Source organism: Candidatus Ozemobacteraceae bacterium, assembly GCA_035373905.1.
Taxonomy (GTDB): domain Bacteria; phylum Muiribacteriota; class Ozemobacteria; order Ozemobacterales; family Ozemobacteraceae; genus MWAR01.
The window spans coordinates 45,799-70,153 of sequence record DAOSOK010000014.1; the positions used below are offsets into that span (position 1 = coordinate 45,799).

At 60.5% G+C, this 24,355-nt stretch carries 25 protein-coding genes; 20 read left to right on the forward strand and 5 right to left on the reverse strand.

Going from position 1 to position 24,355, the window contains the following annotated elements; genetic code table 11:
- Positions 1 to 36: 36 nt before the first annotated feature.
- From PLU72_08550 to PLU72_08590, 9 genes are all read left to right on the forward strand, one after another.
- Entirely contained in the window at positions 37 to 1,146 is a 1,110-nt protein-coding gene (locus PLU72_08550; protein HOT28228.1) for a flagellar basal body P-ring protein FlgI, read from the forward strand.
- Positions 1,147 to 1,266: 120 nt separating this feature from the next.
- Complete coding sequence (locus tag PLU72_08555) at positions 1,267 to 2,103, forward strand: tetratricopeptide repeat protein (protein ID HOT28229.1); 837 nt, start codon at positions 1,267 to 1,269, stop codon at positions 2,101 to 2,103.
- Positions 2,104 to 2,112: 9 nt separating this feature from the next.
- Positions 2,113 to 2,445, forward strand: coding sequence for a rod-binding protein (locus tag PLU72_08560; protein ID HOT28230.1), 333 nt, complete (start codon positions 2,113 to 2,115; stop codon positions 2,443 to 2,445).
- Positions 2,446 to 2,464: 19 nt separating this feature from the next.
- Positions 2,465 to 3,808 carry a transcription termination factor Rho gene (rho, locus tag PLU72_08565; protein HOT28231.1) on the forward strand — a complete coding sequence of 448 codons (1,344 nt, stop codon included), beginning with the start codon at positions 2,465 to 2,467 and terminating at the stop codon, positions 3,806 to 3,808.
- The gene (locus tag PLU72_08570) at positions 3,808 to 4,509 is read left to right on the forward strand and encodes a M23 family metallopeptidase (protein ID HOT28232.1); all 702 of its coding nucleotides are present in this window, start codon (positions 3,808 to 3,810) and stop codon (positions 4,507 to 4,509) included. The genes rho and PLU72_08570 overlap by 1 nt, the downstream gene beginning before the upstream one ends.
- Positions 4,510 to 4,534: 25 nt before the next feature.
- Complete coding sequence (locus PLU72_08575) at positions 4,535 to 5,629, forward strand: tetratricopeptide repeat protein (GenBank protein ID HOT28233.1); 1,095 nt, start codon at positions 4,535 to 4,537, stop codon at positions 5,627 to 5,629.
- Positions 5,604 to 6,083 carry an SsrA-binding protein SmpB gene (gene smpB / locus PLU72_08580; GenBank protein ID HOT28234.1) on the forward strand — a complete coding sequence of 160 codons (480 nt, stop codon included), beginning with the start codon at positions 5,604 to 5,606 and terminating at the stop codon, positions 6,081 to 6,083. Before PLU72_08575 ends, smpB begins: the two co-directional genes overlap by 26 nt.
- Positions 6,080 to 7,858: an N-acetylmuramoyl-L-alanine amidase gene (locus PLU72_08585; protein ID HOT28235.1), complete on the forward strand. Its 1,779-nt coding sequence runs from the start codon at positions 6,080 to 6,082 to the stop codon at positions 7,856 to 7,858. The genes smpB and PLU72_08585 overlap by 4 nt, the downstream gene beginning before the upstream one ends.
- A 13-nt stretch (positions 7,859 to 7,871) precedes the next feature.
- Positions 7,872 to 8,534, forward strand: a complete 663-nt coding sequence (locus PLU72_08590) for a GerMN domain-containing protein (GenBank protein ID HOT28236.1) — start codon at positions 7,872 to 7,874, stop codon at positions 8,532 to 8,534.
- 66 nt (positions 8,535 to 8,600) lie between these two features.
- On the opposite strand, the gene PLU72_08595 is transcribed toward PLU72_08590, so the two are convergent.
- Positions 8,601 to 8,942 carry a prepilin-type N-terminal cleavage/methylation domain-containing protein gene (locus PLU72_08595; GenBank protein ID HOT28237.1) on the reverse strand — a complete coding sequence of 114 codons (342 nt, stop codon included), beginning with the start codon at positions 8,940 to 8,942 and terminating at the stop codon, positions 8,601 to 8,603.
- 99 nt (positions 8,943 to 9,041) lie between these two features.
- On the opposite strand from PLU72_08595, the gene PLU72_08600 reads away from it, so the two are divergent.
- The 11 genes from PLU72_08600 (at position 9,042) to PLU72_08650 (ending at position 20,197) form a co-directional block, all read left to right on the forward strand.
- Positions 9,042 to 9,953: an NHL repeat-containing protein gene (locus PLU72_08600; GenBank protein ID HOT28238.1), complete on the forward strand. Its 912-nt coding sequence runs from the start codon at positions 9,042 to 9,044 to the stop codon at positions 9,951 to 9,953.
- A 21-nt stretch (positions 9,954 to 9,974) separates the two neighbouring features.
- Positions 9,975 to 11,018 (forward strand): endolytic transglycosylase MltG, encoded by a 1,044-nt coding sequence (mltG, locus tag PLU72_08605; protein HOT28239.1) that lies wholly within the window; start codon positions 9,975 to 9,977, stop codon positions 11,016 to 11,018.
- Between the two features lie 17 nt (positions 11,019 to 11,035).
- Entirely contained in the window at positions 11,036 to 11,839 is an 804-nt protein-coding gene (locus tag PLU72_08610) for a helical backbone metal receptor (protein ID HOT28240.1), read from the forward strand.
- 608 nt (positions 11,840 to 12,447) lie between these two features.
- Positions 12,448 to 13,290: an NHL repeat-containing protein gene (locus tag PLU72_08615; protein ID HOT28241.1), complete on the forward strand. Its 843-nt coding sequence runs from the start codon at positions 12,448 to 12,450 to the stop codon at positions 13,288 to 13,290.
- A 56-nt stretch (positions 13,291 to 13,346) separates the two neighbouring features.
- On the forward strand, positions 13,347 to 14,330 hold the full coding sequence (locus PLU72_08620; GenBank protein ID HOT28242.1) for a tetratricopeptide repeat protein: 984 nt from the start codon (positions 13,347 to 13,349) through the stop codon (positions 14,328 to 14,330).
- Positions 14,327 to 14,611: a hypothetical protein gene (locus PLU72_08625; protein ID HOT28243.1), complete on the forward strand. Its 285-nt coding sequence runs from the start codon at positions 14,327 to 14,329 to the stop codon at positions 14,609 to 14,611. Before PLU72_08620 ends, PLU72_08625 begins: the two co-directional genes overlap by 4 nt.
- Positions 14,608 to 16,314 (forward strand): radical SAM protein, encoded by a 1,707-nt coding sequence (locus PLU72_08630; GenBank protein HOT28244.1) that lies wholly within the window; start codon positions 14,608 to 14,610, stop codon positions 16,312 to 16,314. The genes PLU72_08625 and PLU72_08630 overlap by 4 nt, the downstream gene beginning before the upstream one ends.
- On the forward strand, positions 16,311 to 16,976 hold the full coding sequence (locus tag PLU72_08635) for a TIGR03936 family radical SAM-associated protein (protein ID HOT28245.1): 666 nt from the start codon (positions 16,311 to 16,313) through the stop codon (positions 16,974 to 16,976). Before PLU72_08630 ends, PLU72_08635 begins: the two co-directional genes overlap by 4 nt.
- 42 nt (positions 16,977 to 17,018) lie before the next feature.
- The gene (locus tag PLU72_08640) at positions 17,019 to 18,674 is read left to right on the forward strand and encodes an Rne/Rng family ribonuclease (GenBank protein ID HOT28246.1); all 1,656 of its coding nucleotides are present in this window, start codon (positions 17,019 to 17,021) and stop codon (positions 18,672 to 18,674) included.
- A 21-nt stretch (positions 18,675 to 18,695) separates the two neighbouring features.
- Entirely contained in the window at positions 18,696 to 19,391 is a 696-nt protein-coding gene (locus PLU72_08645) for a hypothetical protein (GenBank protein ID HOT28247.1), read from the forward strand.
- Complete coding sequence (locus tag PLU72_08650) at positions 19,334 to 20,197, forward strand: hypothetical protein (protein HOT28248.1); 864 nt, start codon at positions 19,334 to 19,336, stop codon at positions 20,195 to 20,197. Before PLU72_08645 ends, PLU72_08650 begins: the two co-directional genes overlap by 58 nt.
- Positions 20,198 to 20,254: 57 nt before the next feature.
- Here PLU72_08650 and PLU72_08655 read toward each other — a convergent pair whose 3' ends face one another.
- The 4 genes from PLU72_08655 to PLU72_08670 form a co-directional block, all read right to left on the reverse strand.
- On the reverse strand, positions 20,255 to 21,289 hold the full coding sequence (locus tag PLU72_08655; protein ID HOT28249.1) for a sigma-70 family RNA polymerase sigma factor: 1,035 nt from the start codon (positions 21,287 to 21,289) through the stop codon (positions 20,255 to 20,257).
- Positions 21,282 to 22,259, reverse strand: coding sequence for an acetyl-CoA carboxylase carboxyltransferase subunit alpha (locus PLU72_08660; protein ID HOT28250.1), 978 nt, complete (start codon positions 22,257 to 22,259; stop codon positions 21,282 to 21,284). Before PLU72_08660 ends, PLU72_08655 begins: the two co-directional genes overlap by 8 nt.
- Positions 22,249 to 23,100 carry an acetyl-CoA carboxylase, carboxyltransferase subunit beta gene (gene accD, locus PLU72_08665; protein HOT28251.1) on the reverse strand — a complete coding sequence of 284 codons (852 nt, stop codon included), beginning with the start codon at positions 23,098 to 23,100 and terminating at the stop codon, positions 22,249 to 22,251. The genes PLU72_08660 and accD overlap by 11 nt, the downstream gene beginning before the upstream one ends.
- 145 nt (positions 23,101 to 23,245) lie before the next feature.
- Entirely contained in the window at positions 23,246 to 24,274 is a 1,029-nt protein-coding gene (locus PLU72_08670; protein ID HOT28252.1) for a fibronectin type III domain-containing protein, read from the reverse strand.
- Between the last annotated feature and the right edge of the window lie 81 nt (positions 24,275 to 24,355).

Consider the following 24,355-nt stretch of genomic DNA (forward strand, 5'->3'; position numbering starts at 1 on the left):
CCCCGATCGATCATCTTGTTTTTCGAGGAACAGACCGTGAAACGATTTTCTGGTGGAAGATGCGGTTCGGTTGTCGCCCTGGCCCTGGCCGGCGTGCTGACGTTCGGCGACGTGTGCCCTGTATGGGCCGAGGCTCAGGTTCGCATCAAGGACATCGCCCGCATCAACACGGCCCGTGAGTATCAGGTTCTCGGATACGGTCTGGTGACAGGTCTCGACGGCACCGGCGACAAGACGGCCATGAGCACGGAAATGATGAAGGGCATGCTCCAGAACATGGGTATGGAGATCGACGCTTCGGCCATCCAGACGAAAAACTGCGCCGCCGTCATCGTGACGGGGATGCTTCCGGCGTTCGGCAGGACCGGTGAATCGTTCGACGTGACGGTCAGTTCGATCGGCGACTGCAAGAGCCTCCAGGGCGGCGTTCTGCTTCCGACGCTGCTGAAGGGCGGCAACGGCCAGGTGTATGCGGTCGCGCAGGGCAACATCTCGATCGGCGGGTTCCAGGCCGGAACGGCCGGCGGTGGGGGGGCTGGCGGGAATACCCCGCAGAAGAACCATCTCACGGTCGCGCAGATTCCGAACGGAGCCATCCAGGAGCAGGAAGTCGGAGACGTGTTCGGGCAGGACGGCTCGTTCAGCTTGGTTCTCCAGCGGAAGGACACGGCGCTTTCCCGCAAAGTGAAAGAGACGATCGAACGCAAGTTCGGCGAGGGCTGGGCGCGGATCTCCAACCCGGGCACCCTTGAATTGACGATTCCGAGCAGTTTCAAGGACGATCCGGTCAGCTTTGCGGCCGCTATCGACGAACTGACCCTGACGATCGAGGAGCCGAATCGCGTCGTCATCAACGAGCGCACGGGAACCGTCATCGTCGGCAACAAGGTGCGCATCAACAAGGTCGCCATTTCCCAGAGCGGCCTGAAGATCGAGATCGGCGACAATGCACAGCGCACCCCGGCAGGCGGCGGCGCAAAACAGCAGCCCAAAAGCGGAAGCCTCGTGGCGATACAGGGCGAAACGACGGTCGATGACCTCGTTACCGCCCTCAACAGTATCGGGGCATCCCCCAAGGACCTGATTGCGATCTTTCAAGCCATTGAAGCAGCTGGAGCCCTGAACGGCGAGCTCAAGATCATGTAACGCAGAAAAATTTTCCCGTGCCTTGATCTTTTCGGGAGGGTATGCTATGGTTTGTCGTCTTTTGCTTCCCCCCTCTCCCCAAAAGGGTTGTATCTTGGAAATTTTCCAGGAGATGAACGCATGATCAATATCGAGGATCGGGATCTCGCCAACCAGCACTTTGACCGCGGCCTGTCGTTCGACATGCGCGGCAAACTCACCGACGCCATCACCGAAATGGAGAAGGCCGTCAAGCTCGACCCCCTATTCGCCGAGGCGTATAACAAGCTCGGCGACTTCTACATGAAGAAGGGGCTCATCACGCAGGCCGTCGATATGTTCAAGAAGTCGAGCGAACTCAAGCCCGAGGTCGAGAACTCGCATTTCGATCTCGGGTGTGCCTATGCCCATCTCGGACGTCATTCCGAAGCGCTCTACGAGTTCCAGAAAGCGCTGAGCATCGACCCGAAGCATTTCGAGATCTACGGCCGCATGGGCCACGTGTATCTCGAGATGGCGATGTACGGCGAAGCGATCGAGAATCTGAAGCGGGCCCTCGTGAAAGATCCGGGCGACGTCATGGCCCGATTCATGCTCGGTCAGGCGCTGATGCAGGTGAACCACCCGATCGAGGCGATCCAGCAGTTCGAGAAGGTGATCGAGCATTACTCGAACCTGATCCGGTTCAAGAACCGGTATGCCGAGGGCCACTACTACATCGGCCGCAGCTATTTCTTCCTGCAGCAACACGAAAAGGCCGTCGAATACCTGCTCAAGGCCGTCGAATACGACACCGACGAGATCGATTTCCATTACAGCTTCGGCATGCTGTACAGCGATGCCGACGCGTTCTTCGCCCTCGCGGAAGCGCAGCAGGCGACGGGCGATTACGCCGGCGCCCGCGAGAACCTCCGCAAGGCCGTCGAGCTCGAGCCGAAGAACGAACGGTTCCGGGCCCTTCAGCAGAAACTGAGTTAGGAGCGTCGCTTGGAAAACATTCGCCGGTTGTCGGCCCCGTCGGGCGTTTCGGCCAAAGCCGCCGTGCCAGGCTACGACCGGCTGTCGGACGACAAGAAAAAAGAGCTGAAGAAGCTCGAAACAGCCTGCAACGACTTCGAATCGATCTTTGTCATGCAGATGATGAAGGAAATGAGGAAGACGGTGCACAAGACCGGTCTCGTAAGCGGCGGCATGGCGGAAAATATATTCACCGATATGCTAGACCAGGAACGGTCGAAGAACGCACCGGTCGGCGTCGGACAAATTCTGTTTAAGGAACTGGCACGCGCCATTGTCCCGCCGACGAGAAAACCCCGCTGATTCCGGGAAGGATACATCGATGCAACAGGTCACCGCGCCAATTCACCCGTCTGAACCCACGAAAGGGGAAACCGTTGTGGACGAGTCCGCCCTGACGTATCTCAAACTCTGCGAAGAGCCTGTCAAGGGCCTTCGGCTGATCGCCAAGGAGTTCAACATCCTCGGCGCAGAGAAAATGAAAAAGGACCAGATGATCCGGGCCATCCTCCGCGAGCATCTGAACCGTCAGGGCCTCGCCCTCTCCGAAGGCACTCTCGAGGTGCTGCCGGACGGCTACGGGTTCATCCGCACCCGCAGCTACATCCAGAACGACGACGACGTCTACGTCTCCCCGTCGCAACTCAAGCGGTTCGGCCTGATGAACGGCGATCACGTCATCGCCCAGGTGCGCCTGCCGAAAGATGACGAGAGCTACCATTCGCTCCTGCGCATCGAAGCGGTGAACGGCCTCAGCCTCGAGCATCTGTCGAAGCGCAAGAATTTCGAAGACGGCGTGCCGGTCTTCCCGACGAACCGGTTCACCCTCGAAACGAGCGACCTCGATACGTCGATGCGGGTCTTCGACCTCATCTGCCCCATCGGAAAAGGCCAGCGCGGCCTGATCGTCGCCCCCCCGAAAGCCGGCAAGACGGTTCTGCTCAAGAAGCTCGCCAACGCGATCATCGCGAACCATCCCGAAGTCCTGATGCTGATTCTGCTGATCGACGAGCGGCCCGAGGAAGTCACAGACATGCGCCGCTCGGTCGATGCCGAAGTCGTCGCTTCGACGTTCGACGAACATATCAGCCACCATATAAAAGTATCCGAACTGCTCCTGGAAAAGGCGAAACGGTACGTCGAGCTCGGGCGCGACGTCGTGATCCTGCTCGACTCGATCACGCGGCTGGCCCGCGCCTACAACATCTCGGTTCCGTCGGCCGGCCAGACCCTCACCGGCGGCGTGAACCCGTTCGCCCTTCACAAGCCGAAGCGCTTCCTGGGCGCGGCCCGCCAGATCGAAGGCGGCGGCAGCCTGACGGTCATCGCCACGGCGCTGATCGACACCGGTTCCAAGATGGACGAAGTCATCTTCGAGGAGTTCAAGGGCACCGGCAACATGGAGCTGCACCTCGACCGCAAGCTGTTCAACAAGCGCGTCTTCCCCTGCATCGACGTGAAGATGTCCGGCACGCGCAAGGAAGAGCTGCTGATGAACGCCGAAGACCTCAACAAGGTCATCATTCTACGACGAGCCTTCGAGGAGAAGGGGAACCAGGAAGTCATCGAAATGCTCGTGAAGAGCATTTCGGCCACGAAGAGCAACGCCGAGTTCCTCTCGCTGATCAACCCGAACTACAAAGGCTCAGGGAAGAGCGGCAGCTGATGCAGGAACCCGTTATCCGCCCCTTGCCCGGCCGCGTACGGTATGCGCTGATTCTGGTCGCGTTCATCGGCCTCCAGATCCTGCCGCCCGATCCGGCCGTTTCGTCGTTCGAGGCGAAAGGGACGTTTTCCGTGACGCCGCTCTGGCGGCTTGTAGCCTCGGAACTCTTCCGGCTGGCCCGCCGCCATGCGCCCACCCTGGATGAGACGCTGATGGCGCTCGCCGGCGAGCAGGACGGCGGCGCGAAAAATACGAAAAGCTATAAAATAGCGAGCGTCTCCAGCCGCCAGTATTCCGACTCGGATCTCTTCTGGCCGGTGAACGGGGAGATTTCGTCCGGCTTCGGCATGCGCAGGCACCCGATCACCCGGCGCTCCTCCTTCCATACCGGCATCGACATCCGGTCGATGAACGGCACGCCCATCGCCTGTCCGATCGACGGGATCGTCGTTTCGGCCAGCCGGGCCGGCGCCATGGGCCGGGAAGTCCGCATTCAGAGCGGTAACATGACCCTCGTGTTCGGCCACCTTTCCGCATACCGGTGCAAGGTCGGCCAGCGAATTCGCGCGGGACAGCTTCTCGGCCTGGTCGGCAGCTCCGGACGCACGACGGGGCCGCACCTGCATTTCGCCATCAAACACGACGGCCGCTGGGTCAACCCGCTGCCGTATCTTACGGCGCGACGCCTTGCCAGCCGTTGAGAAGGCTGGTTCGGAGCGAACCGGCATGACCGGCTCTCGACGGGAGGCGCACGCGAAGAATCTCGCGTTCCTGCTCCTTTTCGCCGCGTGCTGCGCCGCCGACGCCGTCGAACCGGCACACCCTCTCGAGCCGCGCGGACTCCACGAGGCCGCGGCGATTTCCGAAAACGCCCTCACGGCGTATGAGAACGGTTATCGGCATTACCGCGCCGGACGGTTCAGCGACGCGATGCGTTGTTTCCAGGAGGCGCTCAAGCGCGAACCGAACCTCTTGAAGGCCCATTACTGGCTAGGCAAGGTGTATCGCGAAATGGGACGACTGCGCGAAGCCGACTTCCACTGGGAGGAAGTGCTGAGACTTCAGAAACTCGTCCGAGAGCGGCGCGAAGCGCTGAGCGTCCAGACGAACGAGTATCCGGCGCTCAGCCAGTTGAAACAAACACGGAAGCGCGAGGAGGAAGCCGAAGAGTCGTTCCAGGAGGGAAAACACCTTCTCAAGGAAGGCCACTGGGAAGGCGCGGTCGCCTGCATCAAGAAGGCAGTCGGGCTGTATCCCGCGAATCCCGACTACCAGAAACTCCTCGCCCGTCTTCTGTGGGACCGCAACGACCGCCAGGCCAGCGCGAAAACCTACGTCGACATGCTCGATCTGCACCGGGACACGGATCGGGACCTCGTCGAAGAAGCGACCGACCGGCTCGTGAAGGCTGGCTGGCACAAAGAAGCGGCCCGTATTCTTCGGGAGGCCACGCGACGTTTTTCCGGCGATGCCGTCTTCCAGCAACGGCTTTCTTCGATCGAGGATCGCGGCGATGCGAAGCCGGTCTCATCCGGCACCGTCATCGACCGCTCGCGCGGACTGGCGATTCTGGATATCGGGCTTGAATCCGGGCTGACACTTGCCGATGAATATACATTGAAGCTGCGTTCGTTCCGGCCCGGCGAGTCGATTACCGACCCGAAGACCGGCCGGGTCATCGGGCGGCACCCCGACACGGTGACGGCAGATCTGCTGGTGACCAAGGTGTTCGCACGATCGTGCTGGGCATTGATCCGACAGGATCACGGACGCGGCGTGAAAGCGGGTGATTTGATTGAAGTCCAAAGCGGCGAGCGGTGACGGCACCAAGCTGATAGCGGCCAACAAACGGGCGTTCCACGAGTATTTCATTCTCGACAAGCTCGAAGTCGGCATCGTCCTCGTCGGCTCGGAGCTCCGCCCCTGCCGGGAAGGCCGGGTCAACCTCAAGGACGGGTATGCCGAGGCCGAGAACGGCCAGTTATGGCTGAACGAAGTCCACATCGGCTCGAACCCCTTCTCGAACAGGCTCGATCATGCCCCACTGCGCCGCAGGCGCCTGCTCGCGCACAAGCGCGAGATCCTGAAGCTTCAACAGAAACTGAAAGTCACCGGACACACCCTCATTCCGCTCCGGATGTATTTCAAGAAAGGGAACGTCAAGGTCGAGCTGGGCCTGGCCAAAGGCAAAGCCCAGTATGACAAGCGGGAAACGATCGCGAAGAAAGACCTGAAGCGCGAGCTCGACCGCGAGATGAGCGAGAGAAGGCGATGATATCGAACCGTTTCCGGCGCTCCTGGCGCCATACCCTTGCCGCGGGCGCGGCGGTCGTCCTGTTCATGGCCGGGCCCTCGTTCGCCCAGGAAAACGAGCGCTCGAAGGGCTACATCAACGCCCGCGAGTTCGCCGAATCGCAGGGAATCGCGTACCAATGGTTTCCCATGCAGAAAACCCTCGTGCTGACCCGCGGCGGCCGGACGATGCGCCTGACGGTGGGCAAAACCGATGCGCTGGTCAACGAACAGCCGTTCGCCCTTCCCTCGCCGCCGGTCCTGGAGAACGGGCAGGTGATCGTCCCGGCAAGATCGATCATCAATGCGTTCGCTTCCCAGCAGGCCTCACAGAAGCCTCTCCTGACGAAACCGCCGCAGGTGAAGATCGAAAGTCCCGAAGAGACGACAGAGGAAGAAGAATCGGATGAACTCGGCCCGGACACCCCCGCCGACGAAACCCCCGCCTTGCAACCGGCGCAGCAGCGGCCTGCGGCCCCGCCCCCCCCTGTCGTTCTGACAACCGCCCCGGCGGAGGAGCCGACGGTCGAGGAAGAGAAGGTCTCGACGCTCGTAACCGTCCGTCATTCGGTTCGTGAAGATCATACCCGCGTCGTGCTGGAGTTCGACGGCCCGATGCAGTTCACGACCGAAAATCTGGGGAAAGGCAAGCTCAAGCTTCGCATCAACGGCTGCCGGAACATCATCCCCACGAAGCGGTCGAATCCGGCAGGTCGCGACCTGAAGAGCGTCACCTTCCACGCGGGCCCCGACCGGAAAGGCCTCGTCGTGAATTTCGACGCCGTTTCCGGAGAATCCCCTCCGGTCATCGAAACGGTTGCCAATCCGTACCGGATCGTGCTGTCCTTCAAGGCTCCCCCCGATATCCTGGCCTCCGCCTCACAGAAACTGGCGGCTGCAAGCGAAACGACCGAAGTGCCGCCGAAACCAGCTTCGGCAGCGGCTGCGATTCCGGCGTCCGCATCCGGCCAGGTCGCGGCGGCCCCGTCGCTCCCCCCGGAGCCCGTCAAAGCAGAAAAACCCGGGACGACGGAGCCCGCCCAGGCAGAGCCTCCCGCGCGCGAACCGGCAAAGAACGTCAAAATCGACGTTCCTCTCGAGACGCTGACGCGAACGGTGTTCACGGGGCGAGCAATCGTCATCGATCCGGGCCACGGCGGCTCGGATATGGGGGTCACCGCGAACGGCCTCTCCCCGGAAAAGGAAATCACGCTCTCCATCGCCGCGAAACTCAGGCAGACGCTACGCCAGATGGGTTTCAACGCCTACCTCCTGCGTTCCCAGGACACGACGATGTCGCCCGCCGACAGGCTCGCTGCGGCGAACAAGGCCGGGGGCGACCTGGTCATTTCCCTTCACGTCGGAGGCTCTTCGGACGAAACGATCGAGGGAGCAGCCTGCTTCAGCTACGACAGCGCAGGCATCACGTTCGAAGGAGAGTCCGGCGGAAAGATTTCCCCGCATACGGTCTACGGAGACTGGGCGAAATCGACCCGTTTCGATCTGGCGCGCTTCCTGTCGGGAAAAATTCGCGATCGGCTCGTCCAGCACCTCTCGGCCCGGGATCGGGGCGTCAGGCCCCTCCCGCTTCTTCCCCTCAGGTTCATGGTCTACCCCGCCGTGCTGGTGGAAGTGGGGATGCTCTCGAATCCCACGGAAGGGCCGAAACTTAGCACCAGCGCATATCAGGAAGCCGCGGCGCGTTCCATCGCCAATGGGATCGTCGACTTTTTCAACAGCATCAAGCTGAATCCGTAAACGGAGGCCGGGAATGCAGCCAGTCATCAAAAAGCGTCAGCGGCATCAACCCGAGAATTTTCTCTTCATCCTGATGGGTTTGATTCTCATGGGGCTTCTGATATCGGGATACTTCCTGTTCGTCGACAAGGTTCTGCCCAGCCTGACGGGGACGTCCGGAAGTCCGGATCCGTCTCAGACGGCAACCAGATCAGGATCGGAGAGTTCCTCGGCGGGGAGCGCCGAAACAGTCATCCCCGAAGGGGAAGGAATGGCCGTGACGCTGTATTTCGGAGCACGCGGCGGCGAGCATCTCGTGAGGGAAGTACGGAAAATTCCCGAGCAGAAGATGCTTCTGAATCAGGCCACGGATCTGGTCAAAGAACTCATCAAAGGCCCGTTTTCGCAGGGATCGCGTGCGTTGATTCCGGGGGGCACCCAGCTTCGATCGCTCTTCTACAGCCAGGGCACCTTTTACGTCGATTTTTCGAAAGAATTCGCGGAAATGCATCCCGGAGGAGCTATCGAAGAGACCTTGACGCTGTATTCCGTCGTCAACACTCTGACCGAACTCGATCGGAAGGCCCGGGTCAGATTTCTCATCAACGGTCTGGAGCAGGAAACGCTGAAAGGCCATGCAGGCCTGAAGAACGCTTTTTCGAGATACGAGCAGCTCCTGCTCTCTCCCGGGTCATGAGCCGCAAACACGAAACAGCCCCGGCTTCAAAAAAAGCCGGGGCCGCAGTGAACGCCTGATATGGAATCAACCGCCGTAGGTGGAGCTGGCACATCCATGATTCGGATAGCAATGAACCTTCTTCTCATCTGTAGAGGGGAGCCATTGATACGTGCCCCCCGAGGGGCAGACAGGGAGAGAATTCCCGACGAGGAGAGGTTTCAGATCATCGATCGTTCCGGGAAATTCCCCGCGTTCGGTATTGTACAACTCGGTCATGCGGGTGAGCAGGGATGAGTTTTCCCAGCACTTGTTCTGCCGGGCTCGCTCGCGGACCCTGTTGAAATGAGGAAGTGCGATGGCCGCCAGAACTCCGATGATCGCGATGACGATCATCAGTTCGATGAGCGTGAAGCCTTTTCTTTTCATAGAAATCTTCTCCTAACCCAAGTATACTGCTTCCATAGAGATTTGCAAGAAAACAATCACCGGGGGCTTTGGTTGCAATTGCCCCAGAGGATACATATAATGAAAATCATGAACCGGCTGACACCGCTCGTCGTATCACTTCTCGCCTTGGGCTTGATGACCGGATGCGTGCCCGACAAGTATGGATTCTCTACTGAATTCGGCAAACCCGGCTCCGGGAGAGGGGAATTTCTCAGCCCCGCCGACATGGATCTCAGCCCGGACGGCGATCTGGTCATTTCCGATTCCGGAAACAACAGAATCCAGGTCGTATCGCCGAAGAACGGTGCCTATAAACTGGCCTTCGGCGAGTATGGCACGAGCGGCTTCAAGATATCCGGCATTGCCGGCTGCGGCGTGAATCCCCTTACCGGCGACATCTGGGTGTGCGACATGCGCGGAAACAAGCTGGTGAAGTTCTCGAAGACGGGCGCCCCTCTTCTGAAAGTCGACAAGAAGATGAAGTCGCCCATCGACGTCGCCATCGACAGGCAGGGCAACATTTATGTCCTAATGTCCAAACAGGCCGATATCGTCAAGTTTGACGGCTTCGGAAACCACATCGGGAATATCGGAGGAACCGGCAAGACGGCCCTCGTGTTCCCCACGTCCATCACCGCCCGGGAAGACGCGCTGTATGTGACCGATTACGGCGGCAAACGCATCCTCAAAATGAGCCTCACCGGCGAACTCATCAAGGAATACACGAAGAAAGGCGAGTATGAAGATCTGAAGGGACCGTCCAACATCTTCATCGACTCCCGCGGAAATCTCCTCGTTCTCGATATGGGCGAGGTTCCGATCGCCATTCTCGCCCCCGACGGACAGCTTCTTTCGAAAATCGGGGAGTTCGGTAACGAGAAAGGGCAGTTTTTGTATCCCCGGGGCATCGTCTCCACGTCGAACGGCGAGATTTTTGTGCTCGACAACAGCCGCAACTGCGTTCTGACGTTCAAAAATGCATCGAAATAGCGGAATTGTCCAGCAGGCCATATGTCCCTTTTCCGTTCGCTTCTGACGTTTGGGATTCTATTCGGAATCGCTGCAATAGGGTTTCTGGCCGGAGGATTTCTCTGGTTTCACGAGCAAACCCTGTCCCGCGGCTCATCGTCGCGGAATGCGGCCCCGATCGACATCGAGATAAAACCCGGCAACGCTCCCAAGGAAATCGCTTCCCGTCTGAAAAGCGGCGGCATCATCCGGAGCGCATTCGTCTTCCGCTTTTTGAGTTCTCTCTACGGTGTCGATACGCGGCTGAAACCCGGAAAATACAGTTTCAACGGCACGGAATCCGTCGAAGACATCCTGAAAGCCCTGATCAAAGGTCGGGAAGAGCTGGTTCGCGTCACCATTCCCGAGGGTTTAACGCTGGCGGCGATATCCCAGTTGATCGAAAAAGCCGGTATAGCGTCTTCGGCGGCGTTTCTCGAATTGACGCGCTCCAAGCGCATCTCGGACGCCTTTTTCGGAGATTGGGGGACTCTTCCTTCCCTGGAAGGCATGGCCTTTCCCGAAACGTACGCCTTTTCCAAAGGCGTCGACGTCGAGGAGGTGCTCTCCACGATGCTCCGCATGACCCGCGACAGGGTCGACCGTCTTATCGCCGGGCCCAAAACAAGTTCGGGCCTGACGAAGTATGAAGCCTGCATCCTCGCTTCGATCGTCGAGCGAGAGGCGAAACTCGCCTCCGAGAGGCCGCTGGTGGCCTCCGTGTTTCTGAATCGCCTTCGGAGCGGCATGCGCCTGGAATCCTGCGCAACGGTCCAGTTCGCCCTCCCCGAGCATAAGGAGCGGCTTACGTTCGATGACCTGAAAATTATCTCTCCTTTCAACACCTATCAGATCAACGGCCTTCCGCCCACGCCGATATCAAATTTCGGCGCGTCCGCCCTGGCGGCAGTGGCATCTCCGGCAGTCACCGATTACCTTTTTTTCGTCTCGGACGCGGCGGAGGGCCACCGATTCTCCACCACGCTGGCAGAACATGAACGATCGCGAAAAGACTTTTTCCAGATCAGAAAGAAAAAAAACCGGTAATGAGTCCTTGTCATTCCATGAAAATTGCGCTCCGCCTCCTCGTTCTGGGACTTCTTCTCGCGGTTCCCGGTTTTTGCGGCGAGTCGCGAATCGTCTCACTGGCACCGGAAATAACGGAATTTCTGCTGGAATTGGGAGGAGGAAGCTCGATCGTCGGCGTCTCGGATTCCTGCTCACTTCCTGCCGATGCCTCGCTCATTCCCCGCATCGGGACTGTCGAACTGAACATGGAGCGGCTTGTCAGGCTCAAGCCAACGGCCATCCTCGATCTGAACGGGGCCCACAGACGATACGAACTGCTCTTTCGCCAGTTATCCCTGAGATACGTGAATATCGGAATCGATCAACTGGCCGACATTCCCTCCGCCGCCGTTCGTCTCTCGAACGAACTCGGAACTCCCGATCGCGGCACGGCATTCACAGCCACATGGGAACGGCAATTATCCCGCCTTGTCTCGAAACACGCTCATCCCAAACCGAGGGTCTATATCGAGACCTGGGATGCTCCCCTTCAATCCGCCACGGAAAAAAGCTTCATCGGACAGCTCGTCCAGCTCGCCGGCGGTGAAAACGTCATCAGCGATTCCTCCAACAGATACCCGGTCGTCACGGACATTCAGATCATCACAAGCAATCCGGAAGTCATTTTCATCGCCTACCCGATCGGTGATATTTCCAGAATCAGTTCGCGGCCAGGGTGGGGGGACATAGACGCCGTCAGAAAAAAGCGCGTGTATCAACTCGGCGACGAACAAAACCGGCTTGGCTCAGCCGCGCTGAAAAATCTTTTGGCCCTCTCCAATCTACTAAGAACCAAATAACATTATTATTATTCTGTCTTATTTATCACTAATTCGATAAACTCCTACTCGATTCTGGTTGCTTCTTGCTGCAGAATCAAGGAGTTACCCGTTTTCCGAGGAGAGATACGAACAAGGGACGCAATATGAACATAGCCACGAAAGGCCGGGCAAAGGCGGCTACAATTTTCCGATCATGCATTCTGTGGGCAGGCGTCCTTTTCATGCTCGGCGCCGCCCCGCCCCCTGTTTTTTGTATAGAGACGTCTGCAAAGACCGCAACAAATGCGGCGGCGACGGGAACGGCGGCCACGTCCGGCGCGAAGCAACCGGAAACAGCTTCTCGACAAGAAGCATCGCTAACCATCGATGTTGCGACAACCACGACCAGATTCATCTTTCACGTTCCCCGAGCCGGTTGCGTATCGATTCAAAGCCGATCGAAGACGAAAAGGCAAAACGACCGACTTTGGGGGCCGTTCTGGTGCGAGCCGGGGCGATACGTTGCAACTCTTCCCACGGATCTCGTATCGGGGCGGAAGGGAATCCTCGAAGTCTTTTCGGTTTCCCTCGCGCCGACCTTGGTCATCGGACGCTCGGGGAAAGGGGAACGTCAATTCATCAGGCCGATGGGTCTGGGGTGGGATGCGACGTCCAGAGAACTCTACATTGCGGACACAGGAAATGACCGCATCGTTCGGCTCAGCTCCGACGGGAGGTTCGTTTCCCAGTATGGCGGGTTCGGCGTTGCGTTCGGCGACTCTTCGGAAGAGCGGGAAGACAGTCTTGACGAGCCTTGGGACGTCGCCCCGGGCGGGTTTTCGAATTTTTACGTCAGCGACCAGAACAACAATCGGATCTGTGAGTTCGACGCCTACAAAAACTACCGGGGGACGACCTACCCTCGCGAAGGGGATCGTGCCTCCCGGTTAAATAAACCGCGAGGCATCATGGTCGACGGCGAGAACAACATCTGGCTGGTCGACAGCAGAGAAGACCGCGTGTTGAAGCTCACCCCCTCAGGCAACAAACTGTTCGAACTGGGCGGCTTCGGCTGGAGTTCCCAGAAATTCAAGGAACCGACCCAAGTCGCCGTCGACGACACCGGCCGCATCTTCGTCTGTGACCGGGGAAACGCCCGCATCGGCGTGTTCGACCGCCTCGGTTCTTACCTGAACGACATCAGGACCGGCCTGAAAAGTCCGACGGGAGTCGCCGTCGATCCCGACGGCCTCGTCCACGTCTGCGACGAGCGAACGAACGAAGTGCGCGTGTTTCTTCCCGGCGGGAAACTGTTGAGCAGTCTTCCGGGCGTATCGGAAACCGATCGTTTCCGGTATCCGGCGGATCTGGTCGCGATCTCGGACGTCGTCTACGTTCTCGACTCCGGGAACAATCGAATCGTCGTCCTAGAGCGGCGTAAAGACCGGCAGGAAACGCCTTGGCAGGTCGGCATCCCCATGATACAATGAGTCTTCCGACCGACACGGCCGGAGGGTTCCTACACTCAGAGTTCAGGGGGCACACGTTGATTCGTTCGATATTCCGGCTCGGGCTGAGCGCCGCTCTGGCCGTCGGTCTCACCTTTTCCCTCGGCGGCTGCAAAAAAGGCAACCGGCAGGAGAAGCAGCGCTTCAAACTGCACATGACCGACGAAGTCAAAAACACTCCCTTGTCGCAGCTTCTTCCGAAGACCAATGTCAAGACCGGCAAACGCATCGCGGAAGTCGATGATAAGGTCAAAAACGATTACATGTACGGCACTCTCGCCGGGCAGTATGGAAAGTATCCGACGGCGGTCACGTATCTCAAGGCCGCCCTGGCCCGCGAGCCGAAACTCGTCGACGCGCATCACAACCTGGGACTCGCCTATTACAAGATGGGCCGGGTCGACGATGCGATAAGGGAATGGGCCCAAACCCTGCGCCTCGACCCTACGTATGACGAGACGTATTACAACATCGCGATTTTCCTGCTCGACAACGGACGCAAGGCCGATGCCCAAACGGCCCTCACCAGGTGCATTCAGGCGAACCAGTTTCACCTGAAAGCCCGTTTCGCTCTCGGCAAGCTCGCCCAGCAGGAGGGCAAAAACCAGGAAGCGATCAGGCATTTCCGCGCCTACCAGATGCGCGACCGCGGCGATCTCAAGGTTCACCTGGCCCTCGGCGAACTGTATCTGCTCGAAAACCAGGTCGATGCCTCGCTCAAGGAGTTCGAATCCGCCGCACGTATCGACGACAAGAACCCCACCGTCCACTACCAGCTCGGCGTCGCCTACCATCGGCGCGGCCAGCTCGATCAGGCCATCTTCCAGTACAAGCGCACGACCGAACTCGCTCCCGACCACGTTCATGCCTACATCAACCTGGGCGACGTCTACAGTTACCGCAAGGAGTATGCTTCGGCTCTGGCCGCCTACAACGCGGCGCTCGGCATCGATTCGACCAACGTCTACGCGCAGAAGAAGGCGGCCCAGGTGGAAAAGAAGCTCCTGGAAAAGGACCAGTGATCCACGCCAAAGCCCGGACAGGCATGATCGGGCCGCGCCCCCCCGGTGGTGAGCCCGACGCCGTCGATGCCGTGAAGCGGGAGATTCTCAAGGATCGTCTTGCGTTGTCGGACGTCGAGGCGATCGACCTGTTGAACCGTCTCAAGGCCGACGCCGCGAAACAGCTGGGCGTCCCTCCTTCCACCATCGAGATCGATTTCGAGTTTTACGGACGCGAACTCGATTTCACCATCACCGCCAACATGCAGAATCTTCCACCGACCAGGAGCACCAGATCATGACCACCGGCATTCCCGGCATCACCCATTGGGACCTCCTGAGCGTCGAGAAGCCGTCGCGCTACATCGGCGGCGAGATGAACCAGGCGCCCGGCAAGCCCGGCGCGGCGCTGCGGGCATGCCTCGCGTTTCCGGACGTCTACGAACTCGGCATGTCGAATATCGCGATCAAAATATTATATGAAATATTGAATGAGATCCCCGACATAGCCTGCGAGCGCGTTTTTTCGCCCTGGGTCGATTTCGAAGACCTCCTGCGGCGGAAAGGACTTCCGCTGTATTCCCTCGAGACGAAACGGCCGCTTTCCGAGTTCGACGTGCTGGGAATCACCCTGCCGTATGAGATGACGTTTACGAACGTCGTCAACCTTCTCGAGCTCGGGGGCATACCGGTCGACCGACGCGACCGCACCGACGGAACGTTCGTCATCGCGGGCGGTCCCTCGGCCTCGAACCCCCTGCCGGTCGCCGATTTCTTCGATGCGATCCTGATCGGCGACGGCGAGGAGGCGCTCCCGGAACTCTGCGAGCTGATCAAGCAGTCGAAGAACCAGCACGTGGTCCGGCCGAAGGTGCTCGCAGCAATCTCCGAACTCGAGGGCTTCTGGGTCCCGGCGTTTCCGAAACCGGTGAAGCGCCGAGTCTTCAAGGGATTCGGCGCGTCGCGACCGCCGCTGACGCCGGTGGTTCCGCACATCGAGGCGATTCACAGCCGGGCGCCCCTCGAGATCTTCCGGGGCTGCATCCAGGGCTGCCGGTTCTGCAACGCCGGCTTCTTCTACCGGCCGAAGCGGGAACGGCCGGCTTCCGCCCTGATCGATTGCGGGCGGAGTCTTCTGGCCAACACCGGCAACGAGTCGCTGGGCCTCGTGTCGCTTTCGACGTCCGATTACACGGCACTGTCCGAGCTGATCACGGGGCTGGATAAGCAGCGCATGTTTCCCGACCAGACACTCTCGGTGCCGTCCCTTCGCATGAACGACAAGACGCTCGCCCTGCTCGAGACCGTTCCCGAACTGAAGAAGGGCGGCCTCACCTTCGCGCCCGAGGCAGGAAGCCAGCGCCTGCGCGACATCATCAGCAAAAACATCACGGAAGAGGACATTCTCAAGGTCGTGGCCGCCACCCGAGAGTCCTGCTACCGGGTGATGAAGCTGTATTTCATGATGGGCCTCCCGTTCGAAACCGACGACGACCTCACCGCGATCGCGGAGCTGGTCGAAAAAATCGAAAACACGGCACGACGCGAGAAAATCAAAAAGGACATCAACATCAGCCTTTCCGGCTTCGTCCCGAAGCCGTTCACGCCGTTTCAGTGGGCGGGCCAGAACGACACGGAGACGCTGGATGCGAAGCGCCGGCATATCTGCAATGCGATGAAGAAGAGCCGTGCGCGCCTCTCGTGGCGGGACTCGTATCTCTGCCAGCTCGAAGGCGTTCTCGCGCGCGGGGACGAGCGGATCGGCGCGCTTCTGAAAGCCGCCCGGAAGCGCGGCTGCCGGTTTGACGGCTGGAGCGAGCATTTCCGCGCCGACGCATGGCGCGAGGCGTTCGCCGAGACCGGCATCGATCCCTCATCGTATACCCGCGAGCGACCGCTCTCCGAAATGCTGCCGTGGGAGTTCGTCGATTTCCGCACCCCGCGCGAGTATTTCGTGCGCGAGTACCGCGAGGCGGCCGGCCTCGCCGGAGTGCAACTGCCATGACCCAGAACAACCCGCTTCCGGAATACCGGTACCGTATCCATTACCGTCGCCACGGAAACTCGATCTACCTCGCCCATCTCGACGTCATGGAATCACTGCTGCGCGCACTGCGCAGGTCCGGGCTGCCGTATGCCCTTTCACAGGGCTGTCATGCGCGGCCCAAGAGCAGTTTCGGCCCTCCCCTCCCCCTCGGCCACGCCAGCAGGTGCGAGTTTTTCGACATGTATCTGCGCGAGGCGGTCGATCCCAGGGCGGTTGCGGCAGCCTTCGCAGGCCTGCTGCCGGACGGCATGGCGGTCACCCGTGCCGAGCCGGTCGCAATGAACGCCCCGATGCTGTCGGGGGATCACAAGGTCCGCTACCGTTTTCCGTTCGCCGCCGACGGAGCCGACATCATGGCGCGCGTCCGCGGATTTCTCTCCGATCCCGCCACGCCGATCGTCATCAGGCGCGGCAGGGAAGAACAGCGCTACGTCATCGGCACGGCGCTCCTGGCCATTCGCGAGGAGTCGGAAGACGGCGTTCCCGCTCTCGTCGCGGAATTTTCTCAGGGCGGCAAGGGGCAGCCGTCCGTTTCGAAGATCGTCACCGCGCTCGTCGAGCATCTCGGCGATGCGCGGGAAGCGCTGCTCGGCGTGGAGCGCATCTGCTTCATCGAATGACCGGGCGGCCGCAACCACTTTTTCTATTTCAAGGAGTATTGATTGTCCAAGCGAATTCTCATAAACAGCGGACCGTATGAAACGAGAGCCGCGCTGCTCGAAGACGGTCACGTCGTCGAGGTGTTCCACGAGATCCCCGATTCCGAAAAGATCGTAGGGTGCATTTTCAAGGGACGGGTTTCAAACATCCTTCCCGGCACCCAGTCGGCGTTCGTCGACATCGGCATCCAGAAGGATGCGTATCTCGCCCTCTCGGGCGTCGACACGGGCGGCGACGACGACGATCTGCAGGATGTGTTCCGCGCCCCGATCCAGCAACTCCTCAAGGTGGGGCAGGAGGTCATCCTGCAGATCCTGAAGGAGCCCACCGGGGCGAAAGGGCCCCGTTCGACGATGAACCTCTCGTTCCCCGGGCGGTATCTGGTGCTGACCCCGACCGTCGACCACATCGGCATTTCGCGACGCATCGGCCCGGACAGCGAGCGGGAGCGCATTCGGGCGATCGCGAAGAAGATCTGTCCCAAAGGAATGGGCATCATTTTCCGCACGGCGGCCGAAGGCCTCGAAGAGCGGGAACTCGCCGCCGATCTGAAGCTCCTGCTCCGTCTCTGGGAGCAGGTCGAACGGAAGATCAAGTCGTCTCCCCCGAAGACACTGCTCCATCGCGACATTCCCCTGCCGCTCAAGATCGTGCGCGAGTATTTCAACGACGACGTCGACCGATGCATCATCGACTCGGAGGACGCCTACCGCAACATCCTCGACATGTGCGACTTCCTCTCTCCGCTCCAGCGGGCGGGACTCGAAATGTACAAAGGCACCGCACCGATCTTCGAGGCTTACGGCATCGACCGCGAGATCGAGAACGCGCTCCAGCCGAAAATCGTGATGGAATCGGGCGCATCGCTAATCATCGAGCGCACCGAGGCGCTTTCCACGATCGACGTCAACTCGGGGCGTTTCGCCGGGGGCATCGACCTCGAGGAGACGGCGTTCAAGGTCAATCTCGAGGCGGCAAAGGAGATCGCGCGTCAGATCCGCCTCCGCAACCTGGCCGGGATGATCGTGATCGATTTCATCGACATGAGCGATGCCAAGCACCGCGCGAAGGTTCTCAAGGCGTTCCGCGAGGCCATGCGCAACGACCGGAACCGGCCGCACATCCTCGACTTCTCCGAACTGGGCCTCGTGCAGATGACCCGCCGGCGCACCTCACACACGCTCGAGGAGATCCTGAAAAGCCCCTGCCCCTGTTGCGGCGGGCGGCGGATGACCCTTTCGCTGACGACGCTGGTGAACCGCATCCGCACGAAGGTGCTGGAGGAGGCGGCTCGGTTCGAAACCCCGACGATCACCGTCAGGGCGCATCAGCAGGTGATCGACGCCCTGCGCGGCCCGGGCGAGTCCCGGCTGAAGGAGCTCGAGCAGCGGTGCGGCCGCAAGCTCGTGCTTCAGGCAACCTACGGTCTCGATCTCGAGACCTTCACCGTCGATACCGGTGCCGGCCGTGGCGGCGGGGAAGAGAAGCGAGACAGGCCGGCCGCGAAGGAGGCCGATGCCCGAGGCTCTGAACCGGGACCGTCGCGCCCGCGGCTGGACCAGAAGCCATCCGACGTCGGCAATGAGACCGCCAGGCGGGGCAGACGCCAGCGAGGGAGCCGCAGCGGAAGGCGAAAAGCCACTCCGGCGCAAGGATGAGGAAGCGAGGTTGACGTCGTGATGAAGAGGATCTGTGTCGTCCTAGGGCTTCTCTGCGTTTTCGCCGGGCCGGCGCCGGCCGTTCCGATCGAATACAAGCTGAAAGCGGGGTCGACCTACACCTACGAGGTCGTCCAACGCTCCACCGGCGAAGCAAGGTCGAACGATATCCGGACGTCACATCCCGCGGAGCGGACGTCGAAGCTGGAAATCACCGTCCTGGCATTCCGCGACGGCGTCTACGTGCTGGAAATCTCCTGCGGCGATCGCCGGCTGCGCCGTTATATGCGACCGAACGGGGCGATCATCGCCTCGCCGGGGGAAGCCGGTCCGATGCTGCCGCTGTTCGCGACGTTCGCCGACGGCGACTGGCAGACGGGCAAACCCCAGACCACGACGGCAACGGTCACGGTCGGCAGGGAAAGCGTCCCGGCCCGCTGGACCACGACCCTGGGCGGTCTCGACGGGTCGAAAAAGAAGGCGACGATCGCCATCGCCGGCGACGTGACGCTCCCAACCGACCGGGTGACGAGGCGGGCGCTGTCGGTCAAAGGCTCGATGGTCATGAATCTCGAAACCGGATGTCCGGAGAAGGCGGACTGGACCGTCTCCTACGAACTGGCATTCGCCAACAAGGAGATCGCGGTAACGCGGGAGCTGTGGACGATCCGCGAATCAACCTCGACATCCTGCAGGCTGACGGGGGTGAAACCATGAAAGGGGCGGCTCTCGGCTCATTTCTATTTCTCGCAGTATTCTTAGGCAGCTGTATCGCCGCTCCCGCGCTGGCGCAGCAGGCGCCGGCCTCTCCCGAGGCGCCGTTCACCGCATGGCTGATGAACAACGAGGCCCGCACCATGGCGATCCTCGCCGGCGACCGTCTGGTGGCGGAACGGTTGTCGCACCCCCTGGGCTTTCTCGGCGCCCCCTCCCTGCCCCCGTTCCGGGCGGAACTCGACCTCTGGAACATCCATCTGCAGTTTTACCGGTTCCTTCCCGAGGCGGTCGAGGTCGCGCGGCTCGCGCGGCGGTTCGGAAGCGGCGAATTCGCGAAAGTGTTCGAGCGGGCGTTTCCCGGGAACTGGGTCACCATGCCGATGATCGGTGTTCCCACCTTCAACGTGCGCGAACTGTCGCTTCCTCTCAATACGAGCTTCCGGGAAAGCGTGCTTGCCTGCATGGGCATCGACAAGAACCGCGACGCCGACCTCACCGAACGACTCAAGCGAAGCCAGGGCGGCATCAGCCCGGACGACCGGCGGTTGCTCGGCCAGTATCTCGAGACGTTTCTCGCCCTGTATCCGAACAACCGTTCCGTCCGGGCCATCGACGGGTTCCTCAAACACGGCATGAAGAAGAGCACCGCCCAGAGCGTCGCTTCCGCCCTTGGCCTCAACAACGCATCTGCGGCGGCCGAGGTCCTCGACTTCGAGGAAGCGGCCGGGAACGTTCCCGACACGGGCACGGCTTCGGCCGCGGAAGCGGGGACGCTGCCCGACGACGCCTTCGACATTCTGAAATGACGGCGCGAGCCGTCCGATCAGCCGCCGTCGGCGGCAACGGCGCCGGCAGGTTTTATATCAGCGGTTATAATAGTCCTTGAGATGGGCGCCGGCGGTCCTGAGTTTTTTCAGGGCCTTCTCCTCGATCTGGCGGACGCGCTCGCGCGTGATGTCCATGATGCGGCCGATCTCTTCCAGGGAGCGCGGAACGCCCGTATCGATGCCGAACCGCAGCTGGATGACCCGACGCTCCCGGTCGGAGAGGGAGCTGAGAACGTTTTCGATCTGTTCCTTGAGGAGAGTGTCGACGACGGCTTCTTCGGGACTCGCGGCGTCCGTGTCGGGAATGAAGTTTTCGAGAGTGCTGTCTTCCTTGTTGCTGACCGTCAACCCGAGCGAAACGGGCTCCTGGGTCTGCCTGATGACTTCCTCGATTTTCTCGATCGGCAGGCCGCTGCACTTCGAGATTTCCTCGATGGTCGGCTCCCGGCCGTGTTCCTGGGAAAACGTGCGGGTGGTCTTGCGGACCTTGTTCACGATCTCCATGATATAGACGGGAATTCTGATGACGCGCGACTGTTCGGCGAGTGCGCGGGTGATGGCCTGTCGGATCCACCAGGTGGAGTAGGTCGAGAATTTGTAGCCGAGCTCGTAGTTGAATTTTTCGACGGACCGCAGCAGACCGAGATTGCCTTCCTGGATCAGATCGAGGAACAGCAGGCCGCGATTCGTGTATTTTTTGGCGATGCTGACGACGAGCCGCAGGTTGGCTTCGACGAGCGCCTGTTTCGCCTCGGGATCGCCCGCCTTCGCGCGGGCGGCGAAATCGAGTTCCTCCTCCCGGGTTGCGAGCGAGAGTTTGCTGAGACGCTGGAGATAGAGTTTGACCGAGTCGTCAAAAATGGACTGCCGCTCTTCCTCTTCGTCGACATCGGGCTCGTTGACGTCTTCGGGCGGCGGAGGCAGTTCCTCGGCGTCCTCCTCTTCGGGTTTTGAAGGAACGGGAAGCTCGACCGGCGTTTCCTGAGCGACGCCGCGCCGGCCGCGTTTCTTCGGTTCGGCGTCGGTCTTGCCGGGGATCTCGGCGGGCTGTCGTTTTTTCTTCTCAGGCATCGATGGCGTCCTGTGCGACACGGAATTGTCCCATGGCCCTGAACTTGGCGTACCGCTTCTCGATCAGCTCGGCGGGCGACATCTTCAAGAGCCGCGGAAGATGCTCGTCGATGGCGCGGCGGATGGCCTCAGCCGTGACCTGCGGTTCGCGGTGCGCTCCTCCCAGGGGTTCGGGGAGTATGCCGTCTATTATACCCAATTCGAGAAGATTTTCAGACCGAATTTTCAGGGCGGCGGCGGCATCCTTCGCCTTCGCCGCGTCCTTCCAGAGAATCGCGGCGCACCCTTCGGCCGAAATGACCGAGTAGATAGCGTATTCGAGCATGAACACGCGGTCGCCGACCCCGAGCGCGAGCGCCCCGCCGCTTCCGCCCTCGCCGATGACGAAGCAGAGGATGGGCACCGAAATCTGGGACATTTCGGCGAGATTCCGGGCGATCGCCTCGCTCTGGCCGCGTTCTTCGGCGCCGATGCCGGGGAACGCGCCGGGCGTGTCGATGAGGACGACGACCGGCAGGTTGAACCGCTGGGCGAACTTCATCAGCCGCAATGCCTTGCGATATCCCTCGGGATGCGGCATGCCGAAGTTGCGATGCAGGTTCTCGTCGGTGTCATGGCCTTTCTGGTGGCCGATCAGCACGACGCGATGGCCGCCGATGAGGGCCGGACCTCCGACGATCGCCGGATCGTCGCCGAACAGGCGGTCGCCGTGCATCTCGACGAATTCGTCGCCGCAGAGCAGTTTCGCGTAATCGAGCGTCGAAGGCCTGTCGATGTGGCGGGCGACCTGCGTCACCTGCCACGGTTCGAGGCCCTTGAAAATTTCGGCCCGAACGGAACGGATCTTGTCGGCAATCGCATTGATTTCCTTCGAAAGGTCGATATGCCCGCCAACGGAGGTTTCCTGCAGTTCGATGAGCTGTTTTTCGAGTTCGAGGATCGGCCGTTCGAATTCCAGGTCACGCGCCATGCTGCACCTCCGCGGGGCCGAGAACGATGTTGAGGAAACGGGAAATCGTCTGTTTCAAGGTCCGCCTGTGGACGACCATATCCACCATCCCATGAGCGAGGAGAAATTCCGCACGCTGGAATCCATCGGGCAGCTTCTGGCGGATCGTCTGTTCGATGACGCGCGGGCCGGCAAAGCCGATCAGGGCGCCCGGCTCGGCGATGTTGATGTCGCCGAGGCTCGCGAAGCTCGCGGAAACGCCGCCCGTCGTCGGGTCGGTGAGGATGGAAATGTAGGGAACGTTCGCCGCGTTCATGCGTGCGACGGCCGCGGAGGTTTTCGCCATCTGCATCAGCGAGAAGATCCCTTCCTGCATGCGGGCCCCGCCCGAGGCCGAGACGACGATCGCGGGAATCCGCGTCTGCGCGGCCCTTTCGAGAAGTCTGGTAATCTTCTCGCCGACCACCGATCCCATGCTTCCGCCCATGAATTCGAAATCCATGACGCCGAGGAGGACGGGACGGCCGTCGAGACGGCCTTCGCCGATCGTGACGGCGTCGAATGAGTCGGTTTTCTTGAAGGCCTTTTTCAGGCGCTCCGGATAGGGGGCGGTATCGACGAACGACAGGGGGTCGACGGATTCGACCTCGCGATCGGTCTCGACGAACGAGGAACCGTCCGTCAGGAGGGCGATGCGGTCCCAGATCGGCATGCGCAGGTGTTGATCGCACTTCGAACAGATGTACAGGGCGCGCGCGAGATCTTTGGTGATGAGAACCGCGCCGCATGAAGGGCATTTTTCCCACAGTTCGGAGGGAACCTCCGACTTTCGCGGGCCAATCAGCCTCTCGAGGAAATTCATCCTCTGCTCTTTCGTTCTGACGTGCGTTCAGGCGTCATGAGCAGAGGTTATAACAGATTTTCCCGGCCATTTCAACCTGCGGGCGGGAGGAATGCGGAACGGCCGGCAGAACCACCTCTGCCGGCCGTCGCGGTTTCCCTGCAGGTCAGGGTTTCTTGAGGGTGAATGTCACTTCCTTCGATGTGTATTCGACATTTTCCGCATCCTTCGCGATCACGTAGACGGTGTAATCCATTTTCGTATACGAGAAGTTTGGTTCGACCGAGAAGGTCGTGGCGGGCGTCGAGAACTTGATCGGGGTTTCCTGGGAGGTGATATTGCCCATGGTATATTTTCGATAGAGGGTGCAGGTGGAAGCCGTTTTGGTCGTCCAGCTGATCTTGGCGGTGAATTCCTTGATGTCTTCGACCTTGATCTCGCCGAAAAACTCCTGGGAGGGCGAGCCGGTCGTCGTGCCCGTCGTGGTGGTCGTGGTCGTCGTCGCCGCGAGCGTCGTAAAGTTCAGCGTTGCCATGGATGCCGTGCTGGTCACGTTCCGGTTCTTGTCGGTCGCGATGATCTCGTACGAGTAGGTCGTATTGGCGAGAAGCCCGTTCACCGTATACTTATGCGAGGTCACGTATTCCGTGCTGACGGGAAACTCGAGGCGGTCTCCCTCCTTGGTCCGGACGATCAGGCGGCTGATGCAGGGTTCGTCGGTGGTCCAGCGGATGGTGACGGAGTACGGGGTGGTGTTCGCGACGATCCCCTTCACGATGGGCGGCGTCTTGTCGTCGAAGCCGGGAAGCCCGTTCGTGCCGTGGCACAGATAACAGAGGCTGGTGTCGGCATAACTGTGGTCGGGAATGCGGCTCTGGTCGGTGTGGCAACCGAAGCAGTCCCCCTGCTGCCATCCGGGGTGGTAATTGTTCAGGAGGGGGGCGTTGGTATGGTCCGTGTTTTCCCCGTCGCCCGGAACGCTGACGATCGGCGAGTCGATCACGCCCACGCCGGTGGTCTGGCCGTTGGTCGGCAGGGAGGTCGAGGTGCCCGACTGCTGGTAGGCGCCGAGAGGGTTGCCGGTGGAACCGCTCTCGTTCGTACTGTCGGAACACCCCAGGGACGTTATTGCAGCCGCCAGGACGAAAACGAAGAACGTGACGGAGCGTATAGGCAGCGTCTTGAATAGCTTCATGCGGGGCAGGACCTCCCATGCAGAGATCTTGAAATAGTTTGTCCTTCGGTGTATCGGCACGTCATGGCGAGTTCCTGAGAC

Bases quoted from the DNA above. Each gene is read 5' to 3' on its own strand.
- PLU72_08610 (HOT28240.1), top strand. From the start codon at position 11,036: ATGAAAATTGCGCTCCGCCTCCTCGTTCTGGGACTTCTTCTCGCGGTT.
- PLU72_08615 (HOT28241.1), top strand. From the start codon at position 12,448: ATGGGTCTGGGGTGGGATGCGACGTCCAGAGAACTCTACATTGCGGAC.
- mltG (HOT28239.1), top strand. From the start codon at position 9,975: ATGTCCCTTTTCCGTTCGCTTCTGACGTTTGGGATTCTATTCGGAATC.
- PLU72_08595 (HOT28237.1), bottom strand. From the start codon at position 8,942: ATGAAAAGAAAAGGCTTCACGCTCATCGAACTGATGATCGTCATCGCG.
- PLU72_08655 (HOT28249.1), bottom strand. From the start codon at position 21,289: ATGCCTGAGAAGAAAAAACGACAGCCCGCCGAGATCCCCGGCAAGACC.
- PLU72_08630 (HOT28244.1), top strand. From the start codon at position 14,608: ATGACCACCGGCATTCCCGGCATCACCCATTGGGACCTCCTGAGCGTC.
- PLU72_08570 (HOT28232.1), top strand. From the start codon at position 3,808: ATGCAGGAACCCGTTATCCGCCCCTTGCCCGGCCGCGTACGGTATGCG.
- rho (HOT28231.1), top strand. From the start codon at position 2,465: ATGCAACAGGTCACCGCGCCAATTCACCCGTCTGAACCCACGAAAGGG.
- PLU72_08600 (HOT28238.1), top strand. From the start codon at position 9,042: ATGAAAATCATGAACCGGCTGACACCGCTCGTCGTATCACTTCTCGCC.
- PLU72_08585 (HOT28235.1), top strand. From the start codon at position 6,080: ATGATATCGAACCGTTTCCGGCGCTCCTGGCGCCATACCCTTGCCGCG.
- PLU72_08670 (HOT28252.1), bottom strand. From the start codon at position 24,274: ATGAAGCTATTCAAGACGCTGCCTATACGCTCCGTCACGTTCTTCGTT.
- accD (HOT28251.1), bottom strand. From the start codon at position 23,100: ATGAATTTCCTCGAGAGGCTGATTGGCCCGCGAAAGTCGGAGGTTCCC.
- PLU72_08590 (HOT28236.1), top strand. From the start codon at position 7,872: ATGCAGCCAGTCATCAAAAAGCGTCAGCGGCATCAACCCGAGAATTTT.
- PLU72_08645 (HOT28247.1), top strand. From the start codon at position 18,696: ATGAAGAGGATCTGTGTCGTCCTAGGGCTTCTCTGCGTTTTCGCCGGG.
- PLU72_08555 (HOT28229.1), top strand. From the start codon at position 1,267: ATGATCAATATCGAGGATCGGGATCTCGCCAACCAGCACTTTGACCGC.
- PLU72_08575 (HOT28233.1), top strand. From the start codon at position 4,535: ATGACCGGCTCTCGACGGGAGGCGCACGCGAAGAATCTCGCGTTCCTG.
- PLU72_08635 (HOT28245.1), top strand. From the start codon at position 16,311: ATGACCCAGAACAACCCGCTTCCGGAATACCGGTACCGTATCCATTAC.
- PLU72_08660 (HOT28250.1), bottom strand. From the start codon at position 22,259: ATGGCGCGTGACCTGGAATTCGAACGGCCGATCCTCGAACTCGAAAAA.